Below are 15805 nucleotides of genomic sequence, written 5' to 3' on the forward strand. Positions count from 1 at the left end.
CCTGACGATTACTCGATCCGTCAGGCTTCCCCAAAGAGCTCCGAGAGGCTGAAGACGTAGCTGTCGCCCCCTGTAGTCGAATACGTTTCCTCGTTGTACGCTCCTACCTCGGCGTAGCACACCTGAACTTCACGATGGGCCTGCGCGTAGAGCCCCACTCCGATAGTCGAAAGCTTTGTATGAAGCGGCGCCAAGACGACGTTTGACTGCGCTCCTTTGGAGAGCGCCTCGGTCAGTTCGGCCGCGACTGACAGCGGCTCCCGCGCCGAAAATTCGAATGTGTTTTCGACATTGTCGTAGTTCGACTTCAGCTCTTGGAAGAACGCTTTGTTTCTTTCGAAGAGTTCCTTGCTCATGGACTCTGACTCGCGACCCATGCCTAACACCAGATATCTAGGCTCATAGGCTTCGATGATTGCACGTGCCCTTGGAATTTCGAAGCCCATCAGGACGACTAGACGCGTCGGACGGGATGGCCAGATTTCGCCCGCGAAGCCCACCACCGAACGGCACTGCGTGACGTTGCCTGACAGAGGGTCGGACATCTTTCCGGCACTTACATAGACAAGGTCGCAGCCCTTCCTTCTCTCCGGTTTTGTCGTCCTGAGAACTTCCAGCAACATCAGAAGCTCCTCCCTGCGGAAGGAGCTGACATCGATTAGGGCATCGCGGAGGTCCTCTCCGGCAACCGCCTCGCTGATAGCGGCAGCCGTCGCCAAGGGATCAGCCAGAAACAGCTCGACCTGCTTTAAGGCAGGATGCCGTAGGCGGATCGATTCTACGTTCGCTTGCGCCTTTTCGCTGCGGCCGTTGGACACGAATGTCAGACCACTCGCACTCCGCCCTTCAGGTGCGGCCAGCGCCACCTGTGCAGAACGCTCCTCGAAGCTGATACGGTTGATCAACGGCCGATCGCGCGCCCAAACTTTTGTCGAGAGTTCAGATGTGAGAATTTTCAACGTGCCCACCGTCGAGATCGAGGGAAAACTGGCTTGTTTCCCCTTGTTCAATCTTCAATCGCCTTTTGACGAACTCGCCTGGATCTTTCATCGCGATCTCCAGTTCGCCAGCCATGACCGAAAGGTGAGCTGCATACCCTGAAACATCGAGCTTGTAGTACGGGCCAAGGCGGCGAGCCATGATAAACCGTGGCCTCCGACCGCCCAGAGCCTCCTTCGCGGCATTGTCAGACCGCTGCAGATAGCCCATTCTCACACCCATGTTCAGTACGTCCTCAAGTTCCCTCTTGGGACGATCGCGCAGAACGATGGAAAATACGCGCTGTTCACTGGCCTTCTCGTTCAACAGCCGACCGCGAAAAACGCGACCTAGCCCATCGATCAAATTGCGAAGCTGCTCGTAGAATACGGTTTCGTGGCCAACAGCGTGGAGGCTCGCCTCGCTCGTGTCTATCGTATCGGAAGCCTCGGTAGCCTGCTCGGACTTGCGCGTCAGCAGTTCCAAGAATTCGGCGGACCACTCCCTGATGACCGTGTCCTGGACCCCAACAGGGATTGATGTGACCTTGCCGTTTCCTTGACTGACCATCCGGTCGTACATCGCACTTGCGGGTTCGAGAAACCAGCGGACCACGCCTGAAGAAAGATCGACCAGAGACCTGAAGCCCGCATAGCTGAAGGTGTGCGCGGATTTCGATGAACCTGCCAGTTCCCGCATGAAAGTCGGCACCGTGTACCGTCGCGTCTCGTCTCTCGCGCGGGCAGCGCCGTCACGCGCCCCATCCTGCTCCCGTAGAGCGTGCTCCGCCGCGATCTCCGCAGCGATCTCCTTCAGCCGAGCCGCCTGTGCGGCATCCTCAGGAAAGAACTGCTCGACAGGTGTCTCGATTTTACAGTTCTTCAGGCGCTTGGCTACAATTTCGCGAACACGTCGACTGTAGTCATCGAATGAAGCGGTGTAGACTTGAGTGAGGTTCACTTCCGAATAGTCATGCGGGCTTTCGATGATCCTGTTGTCGATCGTACGTAGCGTTGCGTAAGCAAGCTGAGTGGTCACCTTCAGGCAGATCGATCGAGTGCTACGCGTGGATACCCAAGAGTTCAACACGCGCTGCATCGGGATCGGAAGGTTGTCTGCGTCGTCGAGCATGACGAATAGCGGAACGGTTGGCAGCTCATCCATCCGTCCCACTTCCTCCGCAAGCGGTACTAGGAAGTCGAGGAACCCAGTGAGGGCACCGTCGTAGTCGACCTCACCCTGCTTGAAGGGCGCTCGGACGAAAAACTGTCGGACGGCCACGATATCGACTTCACAGGTGCGCGCGATGCGGCGGAACTGTTGGCCTTTGCCCACCGCACCTGGCCGATCCGAAGCTACCGCACCACCGCCCGAAATGCCGAAAAGGTCTTCGAAGCGGGCGAGGAAGATGTCTGCGGATGCCTCGCTGATCTCTTCCGAATAGCTTTCCAGCAACTGGGCTATACGGAGCATGACGTGCATGATCAGCAAATGTTCGCCGATTGATGTCGCGGCATAGCCCTTGTATCGATTGATCTCCGGCGCGCCGAAGTCCGCCATCTTCAACGGCACATGGACGGCGAGAAACGGAAGATCCTTCAGCGTCTTGGCACCATCGCCCCGTAGCATCATCACGCGAGGCTCGAGGCTTCGAAGGAGCATGCTCTTCCCAGTCCCCCGCGCACCATGCAGAAACGTGTTGGATGGTTCCTTCAGTCGTGGAACGTCGGTCAGGACCTCAACGAAGTTCTCCGCAATGTACTGGGGATCGACGTGTTCGGGGTTCTGGACTCCGAAGGGATTATCGCTCAAGCGAGATCTCCTGCGTTGGGCTCAGATGATATTTGTCCCGAAGGCGGAAACCGTCAAAGTTCTCCGCCAAGTCTTTCACCGAAGGCTTGATTTCGGTCGGATATCCCTTCTCTTCAAAGAAGAAGGATGCCTCTAGGCGCTCTTCATCGTCTTCGAGGATGAACAGTTTTACCGACATGCGGTTGTAGCTGGCGAATCCGGCGAGATAGCGGTTGCAGTACCGCCTCTCGCACTCGCACTTTTCCAGCCGCTCGGCGATATAATCGATGAACGTCATTTCCCGGCCGTCCAAGCGCGTGAAGACGCGATTAAGATCTTCCTTCTCGACGTGAAACGAGAGCTGGAACACACTGCCCGAGTAGTCAATGCTCGGATTGATGCAGCGGCAGTAAAGGTTGGCTAACACCGATTCGTCCGAAACGACCGCATCACCCGCCAGCGCGACATGATCGACGCGATTTGGACCTTCGCTAAGCTCGTCGGCTAGTCTCAATAGAGCGGCCAGTCGGCGCGCGTGAACCCGAAACCCGCCAATTTTGGGCGCGTCCTCGGTTATCAGGTTCGGTATTGTGTCCTTGTCACCGTTGGCCAGTTTACCTCCATGGGCACGCGCGATGGACGTGATGACCTTTTTCTCCAGCGATACGAGGGTAGTTGCTGCCGAGATTTCCTTGAAGATTTTTCCGACCGATCTCTCGTGACCATCACGAGCGATCGCATTTCCGGCATCGTGAAGCAGTATGGCAGTGAGCAGCACGAATACCTCGAAGGGCTCTAATTTGTCCCGCCGCACAGGTGTCGAAGCAGCACTCTCGAAGCCGAGCATCCTGCCTGCGGTGTGGATGACGTCGTCAACGTGGCTGATGTCGTGCTTGGTGAAGCGATGTGAGTCCTTGGCAAGACCAGCTCCCGCAACCGAGTAGAATTTCTCGGACAGCACTCGCTTCATGTTCTTGTAGACATCGAAGTATCCGCCCTCACGGTTCGGAAACGCTTCGGGCTGCGTCTCCGAGTCCTCCTTCAGAAGTCTTTCGAGCGGCGCTGACACGGCGACAGACATATCAGTTCTCCCCCGCCTGGCTGGCAATTGCCATGACGTTGTCGAATACCGCCTTGGCAAGGATCGGCGGCACCGCGTTCCCGACCTGCTGCTGCTGGAATCCTATCGAACCGCAGAACTGATAGTGGTCCGGAAAGGATTGGAGCCTTGCTGCCTCGCGGACGGACAATCCCCGATCTTGGGTGGGGTGAATAAGCATGTTTTTCCGGAAATTGCCGATCACGACCGAAGGTGCGTCCTTCATGAGGCGCCTGTAGATCCCGGAATGGTATCGGCGTCGGTCCGTAATCGGGTCGCGCATCATGCCTGGCACATCGCGCCAGTTGCCACCCTGGGGAATATACGGATACCGGGCTACGATCGAGTCCGCGTTACGGCTGACCAGATGTCCGGAGCATTTTGCGAGGCCGCAGCGCATCGCCTTGGCGTAGTCAGATTGGGCATCGTTACCGTATTCAAGAACGTCCTCCATCGCCCCATTCGACAATTCCGGAAGATCGCCAATCGCATCCCATAACGTCGGCCGCGCCGCATCGGCCGACGCCTTGGGCAGTTCTGGCTCCGCATTCAATGCCGCGACCACGATGTATCGTGAACGGCGCTGCGGACACCCGAAGTTAGCGGCATTGAGCACTTCGAATGCGACCTTGTACCCCATGTCCTTCAGCTGTTGCCGAAATGACTCCGCGAACATGCCGCCATCCGTCTGAAGAATACCAGCGACGTTCTCGAACACCACCCACTCGGGACGTAGCGTCCTGACCATCCGCAGATATTCCTTGAACAGCCAGTTCTTCGGGTTCTCCGCATGGCGTGTCCGCTGGTTCGATGTGGAGAAGCCCTGACACGGCGGCCCACCGAAAAGGACCAAGGGCTGGTCACGCTTGCCGACATCAATCGTTTCGACTTTCGCGATATCGAACGCGAGCATCACGGTATCGGGATGGTTGGTCTGGTACGTCAGACACGCAGACGGATGGTTCTCGACGGCAGCCCTGACATGGATGCCGGAAAGCTTGGCGCCGAGCGTCAGGCCGCCCCCGCCCGCGAACAAATCTATTCCAATCATGCGCCGTCGAACTCTGGACCAGGTTGGCCGTTTTCTTGATCTTTAGCCTTGCCCGAGCCGCGTAGTAGGTACAGCCCAGTTTGGCAAGAGCTTGGAACCGAGTAATGGACTGCGATGCCCATGATATGATCTTTGGGGACGCCTGCGATGCACTGTTGCGATAAGCCCCTGTGAAATCGGAAATTCATTGGCACTCCAGCAAATCAAGCAGCGCGATGTATTCTTCAGGTAGCTTGTGGTGGCGAGCACCGTCGCGGAGATGCGTCAGGTAAGCAAGGTTCGGGAGTGGCGGCGTCTCCTGCGTGACGGCCACATAAGTGCTGACGATGGTAGGGATTCCGCCCACCAGCACGGACACTTCGACGCGATTATAGCTGTTGAGTGACGTGTTTCGGCCGACCTTGAAGCCCTCATTCGCATCAAGCGCGTCTGCGTCCTCTGGGGTCAGCTGGTAGAGGACTCCCCATGCTTGCTTTCCGGCGCGGGGAATTACCGAGACAACACCGCACCCGCGGTTCTTCGACAGGCGAGGAAAGCATAGTTCATGTTCGGGGAGCACGGCGATGCCGACAACTTCGCTGTTCCTGCAACGAATTTTCATCTGAGCTGGATCCATGTTGGACCCGTAGGCGAAGTACAGCATGAGCCCCCCAGTGAGAGACACGGCGGCCCGAACTATGATCGTCGTTGAGTCGCGATCAGAGGCTACAAGCGGTCTCTATATGCCCACCTCCGACATAGCCGATCCAGTGGCATCAAGCGACAGCTTTTAGCATCGTCCCCCAAAGTTCAGCGAAGGTCTCGTCGGGGGACTATATGTTGTTTTAGCTCTGATGTGCGAAGTTGCCGCCGCAGAGGACAATGCCCACGTTGCCACCCTCCCAGTTGGCGGCAAGCACGACGGCGACCTTATTTGGTTGAAGTATGCCCCGCTCCTGTACGGAAACGCCCGCGGAATTGTCTTGATGTCTGCTCTCAGGACAGACGTGAATCCCTGTGACACGTCCGAAATAGGGCGCGAAGCTGACGCCTGGCGGCGAATTTGAACCCCATACCCCGTCATCCCATGTTGATGATTTGTGCTTCGCATGTCGCATAAAAAGGGAGTGTGGAATATGGGTCGTTGCCATTGGGTTCGAACCGATGGAGCCTCAATGTCTCACCTTGGCGTCGTCGAAGTGACGGCGTTGCTCAACCTTGCCTGATAGCCATGATCCCTCGATGGGCACGCTGAAGCAGCTTAACCGATTTAATTGATTCTGACGTGAGTGTCGGCTCGTCAACGTCACGCGCCACCGCCATTATTAGCTCTTCGCACCTGCACAAAAATGTGCCAAACGCAGCCCCCATGGTTGGTAACGTTGGGGAAGGAGCCCTCTTGAGTGCGGTTGCTAACACCAAGGCGATCACACCGCCGGATATTCGTTCCCGGAAGGGTGGAACGCCGCTCGTCTGCTTGACGGCCTATACCACGCCGATCGCAAAGCTCGTTGATCGGCATTGTGACATTGTTCTCATCGGCGACAGCGTCGGCATGGTGCTCCACGGCTTGCCGTCGACGCTGGGCGTGACTCTTGAGATGATGATCATGCACGGCCAGGCCGTGCGACGCGGCCTGGAGCAGGCGCTGATGATCGTCGACATGCCGTTCGGCTCCTACGAGGAAAGCCCCGAGCAGGCCTTTCGCAATGCTGCACATGTCATGGCGCAAACCGGCTGCGCGGCGGTCAAGCTCGAAGGTGGCGAGGCAATGGCCGAGACGATCCGCTTCCTGGCTGCACGCGGCGTGCCGGTCATGGGCCATGTCGGCTTGACGCCACAGGCGGTCAATACCTTCGGCGGCTACCGCGTGCAGGGCAGAGGCGGTGATGCGGAGCGCGTCGGGGCCGACGCGCTTGCTGTGAGCGAAGCGGGGGCATTCGCTGTGGTGCTGGAGAAGGTCCCGGAGGCGCTCGCCCGCCGGATCACCGCAGAGGTAGCGATCCCGACCATCGGTATCGGCGCCTCGGCGGCCTGTGACGGGCAGATTCTCGTCGTCGACGACATGTTGGGCATCTTCGGCGACTTCCGGCCCAAATTCGTCAAGCGCTATGCCGAACTCGGTGAGATCGCCGAGGCGGCGATTGCCGCCTATGCGCAGGAAGTGCGCGACCGCCGCTTTCCGGCGGCCGAGCATCTGTTCGGCGATGCGCCAAAGACGGTCAATGGTGGAGAAGGCGCATGAGCATTCCGATCGCACGAACCGTCGCCGAATTGCGCATGGCTGTGGCCGGATGGCGTCAGAATGGCCTGAAGGTGGCTGTCGTGCCGACCATGGGTGCCTTGCGTGAAGGCCATCTGAGCCTGGTGCGTGCGGCACTTGCCAAGGCCGACCGGGTTATCGTGACACTGTTCGTCAACCCGAAACAGTTCAACAGCGCGGCAGATCTCGCGGCCTACCCGCGCACTGAGCATGACGATGCCGTCAGGCTCGCGCCGCTCGGCGCTCATCTGCTCTACGCGCCAAATGCAGCGGACGTGTATCCGGAAGGATTCGCCACCACGATCTCGGTGAGTGGGGTGAGCAGGGGCCTGTGCGGCGCGTTCCGTCCCGGCCATTTCGACGGCGTGGCAACCGTCGTCGCCAAGCTCTTTCTCCAGACGCGTGCCGATCTCGCCTTCTTCGGCGAGAAGGATTTCCAGCAACTGCACGTCGTTCGCCGGCTCGTGCGCGATCTCGATATTCCGATCGAGATCATCGCCTGTCCAACGGTGCGTGAAGCCGACGGCCTGGCGATGTCGTCGCGCAATGTCAGGCTCTCGGCCGAACAGCGCCTGGCAGCGCCAAGGCTCGCCGAAGTCCTGTCGGCTTCGGTCGAGCGGCTGTCGGCGGGAGCGCCGGCAGAGCTTGTGCTTGCCGAGGCCAGACTAGCGATCCTCGCTGCCGGTTACGACGAGGTCGAGTATCTCGAGCTACGAGCAGACCAGGACCTGTCGCCGCTTTCCGTTGCGGACCGACCGGCCCGCCTGGTCGTCGCCGCCTGGCTCGGCGCGACGCGGCTCATCGATAATTTCGGAGTTCTGCCCGGCCACCGCAAGGGCGAGGTGCTCGCGGCAGCCAATGCCGCATGATTGAGAATGCCGCGAGGCTTGGACAAACGTGCGTCGTCAACATGACCCAGACAAATGGCAGTAGCAGGGAGTGGATATGGTCTTTCGATTGAAGGAGCGCCTCGCCAAGAAGTTCGAAGAAGAAGTGCAATTCTTCAAGGGCTGGCAGAAGGACAAGAAACGAGTAGGCGCGCTCATGCCAACGTCCATTCATGCCGCGCGTCGCATGGCAAGCGTCATTAATCCGGCATCCGGATTGCCGGTTCTTGAACTTGGCGCGGGAACAGGCGTCATCACCAAGGCAATCCTGGAAAGAGGCATCAAGCCGCATCAGCTGATTGCGGTCGAATATTCCAAGGATTTCTATCAGCGCCTGACGCGAGGCTTTCCGGGCGTGGATTTTCGATTGGGCGATGCGTTCGCGCTGGAGGAGGTGCTGGCCGAGCGGAGCGTGGAGCAATTCGACTGTGTCATAAGTGCGGTGCCGATGTTGAGCTTTCCAATGGAACAGCGTGTTGCCTTGCTCGAGGATTTGCTCGCCCGAATTCCTGCTGGGAGGCCTGTGATTCAGATCACCTACGGGCCTTTGTCGCCGGTGATCAAAATGCCCGACCGCTACGTCGTGTCTCACTATGATTTCGTGGTCCGCAACATCCCGCCCGCACAGCTCTGGACATATCGACGAGCAGTCTGACGTGTGTGCGCGGAGACGGCGGGCAGTTCGCAAAATCGTGCTGAAGCATAGGACGGTGGCCGTCACGAAATTCGCATCGATTGCGCTTTTGTTGCCGCCACAACTTTGCGGAGACGGCTATGCCTTCTAGCGCTCACTCATCTGCTACGCACTTCGCCCTGCGGACAACAGACAAAGAAGCCACCACGGCCGCGAAAATCTCGCGACGGCGTCTCGATACCGGGACCGGCCCGCCATTTTTGGGAGGCGATTCGCGCATGTGTCTGGCCTGGATCGTGCCATTTATCTTTGGAGCGCATCATTAGCCGTCGTCCATTCACCGGCCGAACCTCCCGATCGCCGGACCCCTGATGAAGATTCCCTCTGGAAAGTGACGTCTTCTTTGGACCGTGACGGTCTGCGCCGTCTTGCCGTACTTGGCATGGATCTGCCATTCCCTGCCGCGAGCGGCGAAGCGTTGTCACTCTACCCTGTGATGGCCTTGGGAAATACGACAGGCGAACCACAATAGTCATGTTTAGGCTGAAGACTTTTCAGCGGACCGCGAAAAAAGGAAACGCGAGTTCTTCCGCTCCCTGCGAGGCCCCTCGGCTCGCTTTCTTTGGAGGAGGGAGGTCGCTCGTCAGCCATTACGGCGCGATCGGCAAACCGCCCCAAAAAACGGTCACTCGCTGTTTTCGGCTTGCAGCTTCTCGAAAACAAACAGCTTGCCGTCGCGCACGCCGTCTTCGAGTGGGCTCGCTTTCGCCATATGCGCCGCAATCGCGCTGGCCAGCATGCACCCCGTCCCGCGCATCGACGCGGTAAGGCGGGGCATGTCGAAGCGGATTGGTTCTTGATCGTGGCGCAACAGAATATCGGTAGATCGGGGTCCCGCTGCATGGCCGCCTTTGACCAGCAAGGCCTGCGCGCCGGTCGCCAGTAATTCTTGTCCTTGCAACAGCGCGCCGTCCTCATCCACTGCCGGTTCCGAGCCAACCAGAAGCGCCAGTTCGATGAGATTGGGTGTAACCAGGCGGCAAAGCGGCAGCAGATCAAGCTTCAGGGCGGTGATGGCGCCTGCTTCCAGGAGCGCCCGGCCTGAGGTCGAGGCCAGCACCGGGTCAAGGATTGCCGGCACCTGCGGATTCTCGCGCAGCACTGCGGCAACGGCAACGATGATCTCAGCCGTTGCGAGCATGCCGATCTTGATGGCCGCCACCTTGTTGGCCTGCAGCGCGGCGCGCATCTGATCGGCCACCAGGCTTGGGGACGAATGACTGATTTCCATGACGGCGTCGTGCGTCTGCACCGTCAGCGCGGTGACGGCAAGGCAGGTGCGCACGCCAATGGAGGAGATCGTCTCTATATCGCGGGCAATTCCAGCTCCACCGCTGGAGTCCGACCCGCCAACGACGAGCACATAAGGGTCTCGCCTCAGCGCCATCGCTCCGTCTTTTCGATCCATTCTCGTGTGCGCGCTTCGGGATCGGCATTCAGCGTGATGTCGGTGACCACTGCGGCGCTGTCCGCGCCAGCCGCGAAGACACCGTTGAGCCGGTCAGGGTTGAGGCCGCCTATGGCGACTAGGGGTATCGGTGCGACCCTGTGCTTCCACTCGCTGATCCGCTTGATCCCTTGCGGCGCCCATTTCATCTTCTTCAGGATGGTCGGATAAATCGGGCCGAGCGCGATGTAGTCGGGCTCGGCCGCGAGGGCTGTTTCCAGTTCGGCGTGATCGTGGGTCGAAAGCCCGAGCTTCAATCCGGCGTAGTTAATCGCCAGCAGGTCGGCCGCAGCCAAATCCTCTTGGCCGAGATGGACGAAGTCGCAGCCTTCCTCAATGGCGAGCCGCCAATAGTCGTTGACGATCAGTTGGCAACCATGGACCGCGCAGACGTCGTTCGCGCGGCGGATTTCCGTCCGCAGCGTGGCCTCGTCCCTATCCTTGATGCGCAACTGAACCAGCTTGACGCCGAGCGGCACCAGCCGTTCGATCCAGGCAGAGCTATCGACGATCAGGTAGAAGGGATCGAGCTTCATGAAAAAACTGCTCTGCCGATCGTCGGCGTCGATGGCACGGCGACGTCACGCGGTTCGAGCATGCCCGAGATGAAAGCTTCACGGCCGGCCTCGACCGCCTTGCCGAACGCACGCGCCATGCCGACCGGATCGCCCGCCTTGGCGACCGCTGTGTTCAGGAGCACGGCGTCAAACCCGAGTTCCATGACGGTTGCCGCGTGCGACGGCCGTCCGAGCCCCGCATCCACAATCAGCGGGACGCCAGGGAAATGTCCACGCATCGAGCGCAGTGCCATGATGTTGACTGGCCCTAGCGCCGAACCGATCGGCGCGCACCACGGCATCAAGACCTTGCAGCCCACCTCCAGCAGCCGCCCGGCGACGACAAGGTCATCGGTGGTATAAGGGAATACATCAAAACCGTCCTCGCACAGGATGCGGGCGGCTTCGACAAGGCCGAACACGTCTGGTTGTAACGTGTCGTGGTTGCCGATCACTTCGAGCTTGATCCAGTTGGTGCCGAAGACCTCGCGTGCCATTTTCGCGGTCGTGACCGCTTCCTTGGCGGAGTGACAGCCGGCCGTGTTGGGCAGGATTCTCGTGCCGAGCGAGCGGATCAGCGACCAGAATTTTTCACCAGCCTTGCCGCCCGCCATCTCACGCCGCAAGGACACGGTCACCATAGACGCTCCCGACGCCTTGACCGCGTCGGCAAGGATGGCCGGCGAAGGATATTGAGCGGTACCGAGAAGCAGGCGGGAAGGGAGCGTCGTTCCAAGGAGATCGAACATGGTCTAGCCGCCCTGCATGGGTGAAAGAATTTCGATCCGGTCGCCGGCGCTCAACTGGAATTCCGCCCGGTTGGCTTTGTGCACGAGGTCGCTGTTGACGGCGGTGGCGAGCCAATCGCCCTCATAGTCCAGCGCGGCAAGCAGCTCTCCTAGGGTGGTGGCGGCAACCTCATGCGCTTCGCCGTTGACCATCAGTTTCATGAGCAAGCTCCTTGGTTCTGTCTTGACTGAAAACCAGGTCAGCCGCCTGGTGCGCCATCGCCGGGGCGAGAAGAAAGCCATGGCGATAAAGCCCGTTGATCGCGACCGTGGTTCCACGTGCCTCAACACGCGGCAGGTTGTCGGGAAAGGCTGGACGAATGCCGACACCGGCTTCAACGATCTCGGCCTCGCCAAAGGCCGGATGGAGGGCATAGGCGGCACCCAGAAGCTCCATCATGGAACGCGCCGTGACCGGTCCGGCGGACTGGCTTTCAATCATCGTCGCGCCGATCATGAACTGCGTGTCGGCACGTGGCACCGCATAGAGCGGAAAGCGCGGATGAAGCAGCCGGACCGGGCGCGACAGCGAGACATCAGGTGTGCGCAGGATCAGCATTTCGCCGCGAATGCCGCGCAGCCTGTCATCGACGGCGGCCATTCCCGTGCAGTCGATCTGACGATCGAAGCCGGAAACATGCCGGGCATCGGCGCCGAAGCGGAATTCGACACCCATGGCAGCGAGCCTGTCATGAAGTGCCGCCATCGCCTGGCGCGGGTCGAGATGAGCCTCATCGGGGAAGAGCAGTCCGCGGCGGAAGCGGCCGGCGAGGTCGGGTTCCAGTAGCGCAATTTCGTCTTCATCGACACGCCGATGGCCTGCCGTGCGGCTGGCGAACCGGTCGAGCTCGCCCGCATCGCGCGGTGCAGCAACGACCAGCGTTCCGGCCCGTGTCACTTGGCCGGGCAGCACCGCATCCCACCAGCCGGCGGCATCGCGGCCAAGGTCCAGAACCGGCTGCTCAGCGCTTTCACGCTCGCACCATGGCGCCAGCATGCCACCGGCGAACCACGACGCATTGCCGCCAAGGCTATGCCTTATCTCGGCAACGGTCGCCGTCGCGCCGCGGGCGGCGAGTTCGAAGGCGGCGGTGAGGCCGGCGACGCCGGCCCCTTTGACCAGCACCCTCATGACGTTTCCGGCGCCTGTGGCATGAGCGGTACGCCGGTCTCGTCCGCTGGCATGTAGAGATCGCCACCCTCGCGGTATTTCGCCGCCATCGCCGCCATGCCCTCTTTCTGGGCCTCGGCGCGGATGTCGTGGGAAATCCGCATGGAGCAGAATTTCGGTCCGCACATCGAGCAAAAATGTGCCAGCTTGTGGGCCTCCTTGGGCAAGGTCTGGTCGTGGAAAGACCGCGCGGTTTCGGGGTCGAGCGACAGGTTGAACTGGTCCTCCCAGCGGAACTCGAAGCGCGCGCGGGAAAGGGCATCATCCCTTACTTTCGCGGCCGGATGGCCCTTCGCCAGGTCGGCGGCATGGGCGGCGATCTTGTAGGTGATCACGCCAATCTTGACATCGTTGCGATCGGGAAGGCCGAGATGCTCCTTGGGCGTGACGTAGCAGAGCATGGCGGTGCCGAACCAGCCGATCATGGCAGCACCAATGCCTGAGGTGATGTGGTCATAGCCCGGCGCGATGTCGGTCGTCAGCGGTCCAAGCGTATAGAAGGGCGCCTCGCCGCAGACGGCGAGCTGCTTGTCCATGTTCTCCTTGATCTTGTGCATCGGCACGTGGCCGGGCCCCTCGATCATCACCTGGCAATCCTTCGCCCAGGCGATCTGCGTCAACTCGCCGAGCGTTTCCAGCTCGGCGAATTGCGCCGCGTCGTTGGCATCGGCGATCGAGCCGGGACGAAGGCCGTCGCCGAGCGAGAAGGATACGTCGTAGGCGCGGCAGATGTCGCAGATCTCCGCGAAATGCTCGTAGAGAAAGCTCTCTCGATGATGGTGCAGGCACCATTTGGCCATGATCGACCCGCCGCGGGAGACGATACCGGTGACCCGGTCGACGGTCAGCGGGATGTAGTGCAGCCGCACACCGGCGTGGATGGTGAAATAGTCGACGCCCTGTTCGGCCTGTTCGATCAGCGTGTCGCGATAGACCTCCCACGTCAGGTCCTCGGCGATGCCGCCGACCTTCTCGAGCGCCTGATAGAGCGGCACCGTGCCGATCGGCACTGGCGCATTGCGCACGATCCAGTCCCGGATGTTGTGGATGTTGCGGCCGGTCGACAGGTCCATCACCGTATCGGCGCCCCAGCGGATCGCCCAGACCATTTTTTCGACTTCTTCGGCCATCGAGGAGGTGACCGCCGAGTTACCGATATTGGCGTTGATCTTCACCAGGAAATTGCGGCCGATGATCATCGGCTCGCTCTCGGGATGATTGATGTTGGCGGGAATGATTGCGCGTCCGCGTGCCACCTCGTCGCGCACGAATTCGGGCGTGACGAAATCGGGAAGCGCCGCGCCGAAGGCTTCGCCGTCGCGTTGCAGCTTGCCGCGCAGGATCTCGCGGCCGAGGTTCTCACGGATGGCGACGAACTCCATTTCGGGCGTGATGATGCCGGCGCGCGCATAGGCAAGCTGTGTCACCGCCTTGCCGCCCTTGGCCCTGAACGGCGAGTTGCGAACGGGAAATTCCGGCGTCAGGCGCTCGCCCGCTGCGAATCCATTGTCTTCCGGCCGCACGTGGCGGCCGTCATAGGCTTCGACATCGCCGCGCGCCATGATCCAGTCGTGGCGAAGCCGGGCGAGGCCCTTTTCGATGCTGGTTTCGACGGTCGGGTCTGTATAGGGCCCGGACGGATCGTAGACGGTGACCGGCGGCTCGCCGGCCGTCGGATGGACGGAGATTTCGCGCATCGGCACTTTGATGTGCGGATAGAGGACGCCGGATTTGTGGATCTTCCGTGAGGCAGGCAGTGGTCCCGTCGAGACGACGGGGGTAAGGGCATTCATCTTGAGGCTCCTTTGCTCATGCATTGGAGACCCAGTTCTGTGCCGGAAGGATGAAAAGACGCTTTGGTCGCCCTGCTTGGAAACAGGACTTCGGGCGTGAACTCCCGCAAAGCGCTTGCACCGTCCCTACGCCAGTATGAACTGGATCAGGTTCAACGGGTCACTGCGCGCTCTAGCAGTATCTCAGCCCCTTGCCGGGACTCCCCTGGTGAATGCGCCGAATTGAACGGGCCGGCGCTATCTTGTCAAGCGCTTTCGGCCCGAGGCGGCGATCAGCGACCAATCAAACCCAAGGAAAAGTGCGCGCACGTATAGGAGAACAAGTCACGCCTATGAGGGAGCGGTGAAGCGCCCACGATAGGCGAGCCATCATGCGGATTCGAAACCTTTTCCACGGCATTTTCGGGCTTTCTTGGACCGACGTTGCTGCCGACAACTGGATGTCCGTCTTACGTCATCGGCCGCGTGGGCTAGACGCCCCGTTTGTTTCCCCAAAGCAGAACATGAAGTTGCGGCAGTACACGCGCCTCGAACCACCTGTCACGGGTCACTTTTTCGACCAGCCATTCCATGCGTTTCATCACACCGGCCATGTCGATCAACGCGTCTTCGTTGCCGGGACGCGGCGGCGTGTGGTTGCCGGGCTGCAGATAGACGGGTAATTGCGGGTAGCGCGCCGCGGCGTCCTTGGCATAGGCATAGTCATCATCGTCGAAGACGACGAGCTTGAGCGCCATCCGCGGCTTATCCTGCGCCGCCTCGACGCAAGTGTCGAACCCGGCCCAATCTGTCGTCATTTCGCTTGAGGGTGGCTTGGGGCTGAGCACCAGCACGTCGAGATCCGCGAACCATTGCTTAGGCACCGAGCCTTGGGTTTCCAATGCAAAGCGGTAGCCCTCACCATGCCCGCGGTCGATCAGCGGGCCAAGCGGCTGGATGGCCGGATTGCCGCCCGACAGCGACACCATCACGGGCTGACCGCCAGAAAGCGTGAATACCTTTTGCCAGACCGCGTCGGGAGACATCATCTCCCAATCATGGCGGAAGCGACTGTCCACCGCATGCAGGCTGTCGCACCAGGAACAGCGATAATCGCACCCGCCTGTTCTTACGAACACCGTCGGCAAGCCGATCAGCATGCCTTCGCCCTGAATGGTTGGCCCAAAAATCTCGCTTACGCGGATTCCGGTATGCAGCGCGCAAGTCATGGCCGGTATTCCGCCCAGGTTTTCGGCGTCTCGCTCACCCGCACGGCGGAGGTTTCGGGTAGCCGCACCTTGCACCAGTCGTAGAAGTGCCTGGCCAGG

The 15805-nt window shown here is 60.3% G+C and carries 16 protein-coding genes and 1 riboswitch; of the genes, 3 read left to right on the forward strand and 13 right to left on the reverse strand.

What is annotated here, in order from left to right; translation table 11 throughout:
• Nucleotides 1-20 precede the first annotated feature (20 nt).
• The 5 genes from A3AU_RS0115730 to A3AU_RS1000000137290 all read right to left on the reverse strand — a co-directional run bounded on the left by A3AU_RS0115730 (nt 21) and on the right by A3AU_RS1000000137290 (nt 5562).
• Complete coding sequence (locus tag A3AU_RS0115730) at nt 21-1010, reverse strand: hypothetical protein (RefSeq protein WP_245235501.1); 990 nt, start codon at nt 1008-1010, stop codon at nt 21-23.
• Nucleotides 940-2790: an ORC-CDC6 family AAA ATPase gene (locus A3AU_RS0115735; protein WP_027053694.1), complete on the reverse strand. Its 1851-nt coding sequence runs from the start codon at nt 2788-2790 to the stop codon at nt 940-942. Before A3AU_RS0115735 ends, A3AU_RS0115730 begins: the two co-directional genes overlap by 71 nt.
• Nucleotides 2780-3850, reverse strand: a complete 1071-nt coding sequence (locus A3AU_RS0115740; protein ID WP_027053695.1) for an HD domain-containing protein — start codon at nt 3848-3850, stop codon at nt 2780-2782. The genes A3AU_RS0115735 and A3AU_RS0115740 overlap by 11 nt, the downstream gene beginning before the upstream one ends.
• Nucleotide 3851: 1 nt before the next feature.
• Nucleotides 3852-4919: a DNA cytosine methyltransferase gene (locus A3AU_RS0115745; protein WP_027053696.1), complete on the reverse strand. Its 1068-nt coding sequence runs from the start codon at nt 4917-4919 to the stop codon at nt 3852-3854.
• 184 nt (nt 4920-5103) lie between these two features.
• A complete protein-coding gene (locus A3AU_RS1000000137290; protein ID WP_051355376.1) occupies nt 5104-5562 on the reverse strand; it encodes a gamma-glutamylcyclotransferase family protein in 459 nt (152 codons plus the stop codon).
• Between the two features lie 735 nt (nt 5563-6297).
• Between A3AU_RS1000000137290 and panB the strand changes: the two genes are divergently transcribed.
• From panB to pmtA, 3 genes are all read left to right on the forward strand, one after another.
• Entirely contained in the window at nt 6298-7143 is an 846-nt protein-coding gene (gene panB / locus A3AU_RS0115760) for a 3-methyl-2-oxobutanoate hydroxymethyltransferase (protein ID WP_027053698.1), read from the forward strand.
• The gene (gene panC, locus A3AU_RS01000000135580; protein WP_051355377.1) at nt 7140-8030 is read left to right on the forward strand and encodes a pantoate--beta-alanine ligase; all 891 of its coding nucleotides are present in this window, start codon (nt 7140-7142) and stop codon (nt 8028-8030) included. The genes panB and panC overlap by 4 nt, the downstream gene beginning before the upstream one ends.
• 76 nt (nt 8031-8106) lie before the next feature.
• The gene (gene pmtA, locus A3AU_RS0115770; protein WP_032917437.1) at nt 8107-8703 is read left to right on the forward strand and encodes a phospholipid N-methyltransferase PmtA; all 597 of its coding nucleotides are present in this window, start codon (nt 8107-8109) and stop codon (nt 8701-8703) included.
• Nucleotides 8704-9367: 664 nt separating this feature from the next.
• Here pmtA and A3AU_RS0115775 read toward each other — a convergent pair.
• The 8 genes from A3AU_RS0115775 to A3AU_RS1000000137960 form a co-directional block, all read right to left on the reverse strand.
• Nucleotides 9368-10129 carry a hydroxymethylpyrimidine/phosphomethylpyrimidine kinase gene (locus tag A3AU_RS0115775; protein ID WP_027053700.1) on the reverse strand — a complete coding sequence of 254 codons (762 nt, stop codon included), beginning with the start codon at nt 10127-10129 and terminating at the stop codon, nt 9368-9370.
• Nucleotides 10120-10725 (reverse strand): thiamine phosphate synthase, encoded by a 606-nt coding sequence (locus A3AU_RS0115780; protein ID WP_027053701.1) that lies wholly within the window; start codon nt 10723-10725, stop codon nt 10120-10122. The genes A3AU_RS0115775 and A3AU_RS0115780 overlap by 10 nt, the downstream gene beginning before the upstream one ends.
• Nucleotides 10722-11495, reverse strand: coding sequence for a thiazole synthase (locus tag A3AU_RS0115785; protein WP_027053702.1), 774 nt, complete (start codon nt 11493-11495; stop codon nt 10722-10724). The genes A3AU_RS0115780 and A3AU_RS0115785 overlap by 4 nt, the downstream gene beginning before the upstream one ends.
• Before the next feature lie 3 nt (nt 11496-11498).
• A complete protein-coding gene (thiS, locus tag A3AU_RS0115790) occupies nt 11499-11696 on the reverse strand; it encodes a sulfur carrier protein ThiS (RefSeq protein WP_027053703.1) in 198 nt (65 codons plus the stop codon).
• On the reverse strand, nt 11665-12666 hold the full coding sequence (gene thiO, locus A3AU_RS0115795; protein WP_027053704.1) for a glycine oxidase ThiO: 1002 nt from the start codon (nt 12664-12666) through the stop codon (nt 11665-11667). Before thiO ends, thiS begins: the two co-directional genes overlap by 32 nt.
• Nucleotides 12663-14498 carry a phosphomethylpyrimidine synthase ThiC gene (thiC, locus tag A3AU_RS0115800; RefSeq protein ID WP_032917490.1) on the reverse strand — a complete coding sequence of 612 codons (1836 nt, stop codon included), beginning with the start codon at nt 14496-14498 and terminating at the stop codon, nt 12663-12665. The genes thiO and thiC overlap by 4 nt, the downstream gene beginning before the upstream one ends.
• Before the next feature lie 105 nt (nt 14499-14603).
• A riboswitch (TPP riboswitch) is annotated at nt 14604-14715 on the reverse strand.
• A 253-nt stretch (nt 14716-14968) separates the two neighbouring features.
• Nucleotides 14969-15706: a 7-carboxy-7-deazaguanine synthase QueE gene (queE, locus tag A3AU_RS0115805; RefSeq protein WP_027053706.1), complete on the reverse strand. Its 738-nt coding sequence runs from the start codon at nt 15704-15706 to the stop codon at nt 14969-14971.
• On the reverse strand, nt 15703-15805 hold a 103-nt coding region (locus A3AU_RS1000000137960), incomplete at its 5' end, for a 6-carboxytetrahydropterin synthase (RefSeq protein ID WP_209444653.1). The genes queE and A3AU_RS1000000137960, both read right to left, overlap by 4 nt.

It is taken from the genome of Mesorhizobium erdmanii USDA 3471 (assembly GCF_000472705.1).
GTDB lineage: Bacteria > Pseudomonadota > Alphaproteobacteria > Rhizobiales > Rhizobiaceae > Mesorhizobium > Mesorhizobium erdmanii.

Bases quoted from the DNA above. Each gene is read 5' to 3' on its own strand.
- thiC (WP_032917490.1), bottom strand. From the start codon at position 14,498: ATGAATGCCCTTACCCCCGTCGTCTCGACGGGACCACTGCCTGCCTCA.
- thiS (WP_027053703.1), bottom strand. From the start codon at position 11,696: ATGAAACTGATGGTCAACGGCGAAGCGCATGAGGTTGCCGCCACCACC.
- A3AU_RS1000000137290 (WP_051355376.1), bottom strand. From the start codon at position 5,562: ATGCTGTACTTCGCCTACGGGTCCAACATGGATCCAGCTCAGATGAAA.
- panC (WP_051355377.1), top strand. From the start codon at position 7,140: ATGAGCATTCCGATCGCACGAACCGTCGCCGAATTGCGCATGGCTGTG.
- A3AU_RS0115740 (WP_027053695.1), bottom strand. From the start codon at position 3,850: ATGTCTGTCGCCGTGTCAGCGCCGCTCGAAAGACTTCTGAAGGAGGAC.
- A3AU_RS0115785 (WP_027053702.1), bottom strand. From the start codon at position 11,495: ATGTTCGATCTCCTTGGAACGACGCTCCCTTCCCGCCTGCTTCTCGGT.
- A3AU_RS0115745 (WP_027053696.1), bottom strand. From the start codon at position 4,919: ATGATTGGAATAGATTTGTTCGCGGGCGGGGGCGGCCTGACGCTCGGC.
- thiO (WP_027053704.1), bottom strand. From the start codon at position 12,666: ATGAGGGTGCTGGTCAAAGGGGCCGGCGTCGCCGGCCTCACCGCCGCC.
- queE (WP_027053706.1), bottom strand. From the start codon at position 15,706: ATGACTTGCGCGCTGCATACCGGAATCCGCGTAAGCGAGATTTTTGGG.
- pmtA (WP_032917437.1), top strand. From the start codon at position 8,107: ATGGTCTTTCGATTGAAGGAGCGCCTCGCCAAGAAGTTCGAAGAAGAA.
- A3AU_RS0115780 (WP_027053701.1), bottom strand. From the start codon at position 10,725: ATGAAGCTCGATCCCTTCTACCTGATCGTCGATAGCTCTGCCTGGATC.
- A3AU_RS0115775 (WP_027053700.1), bottom strand. From the start codon at position 10,129: ATGGCGCTGAGGCGAGACCCTTATGTGCTCGTCGTTGGCGGGTCGGAC.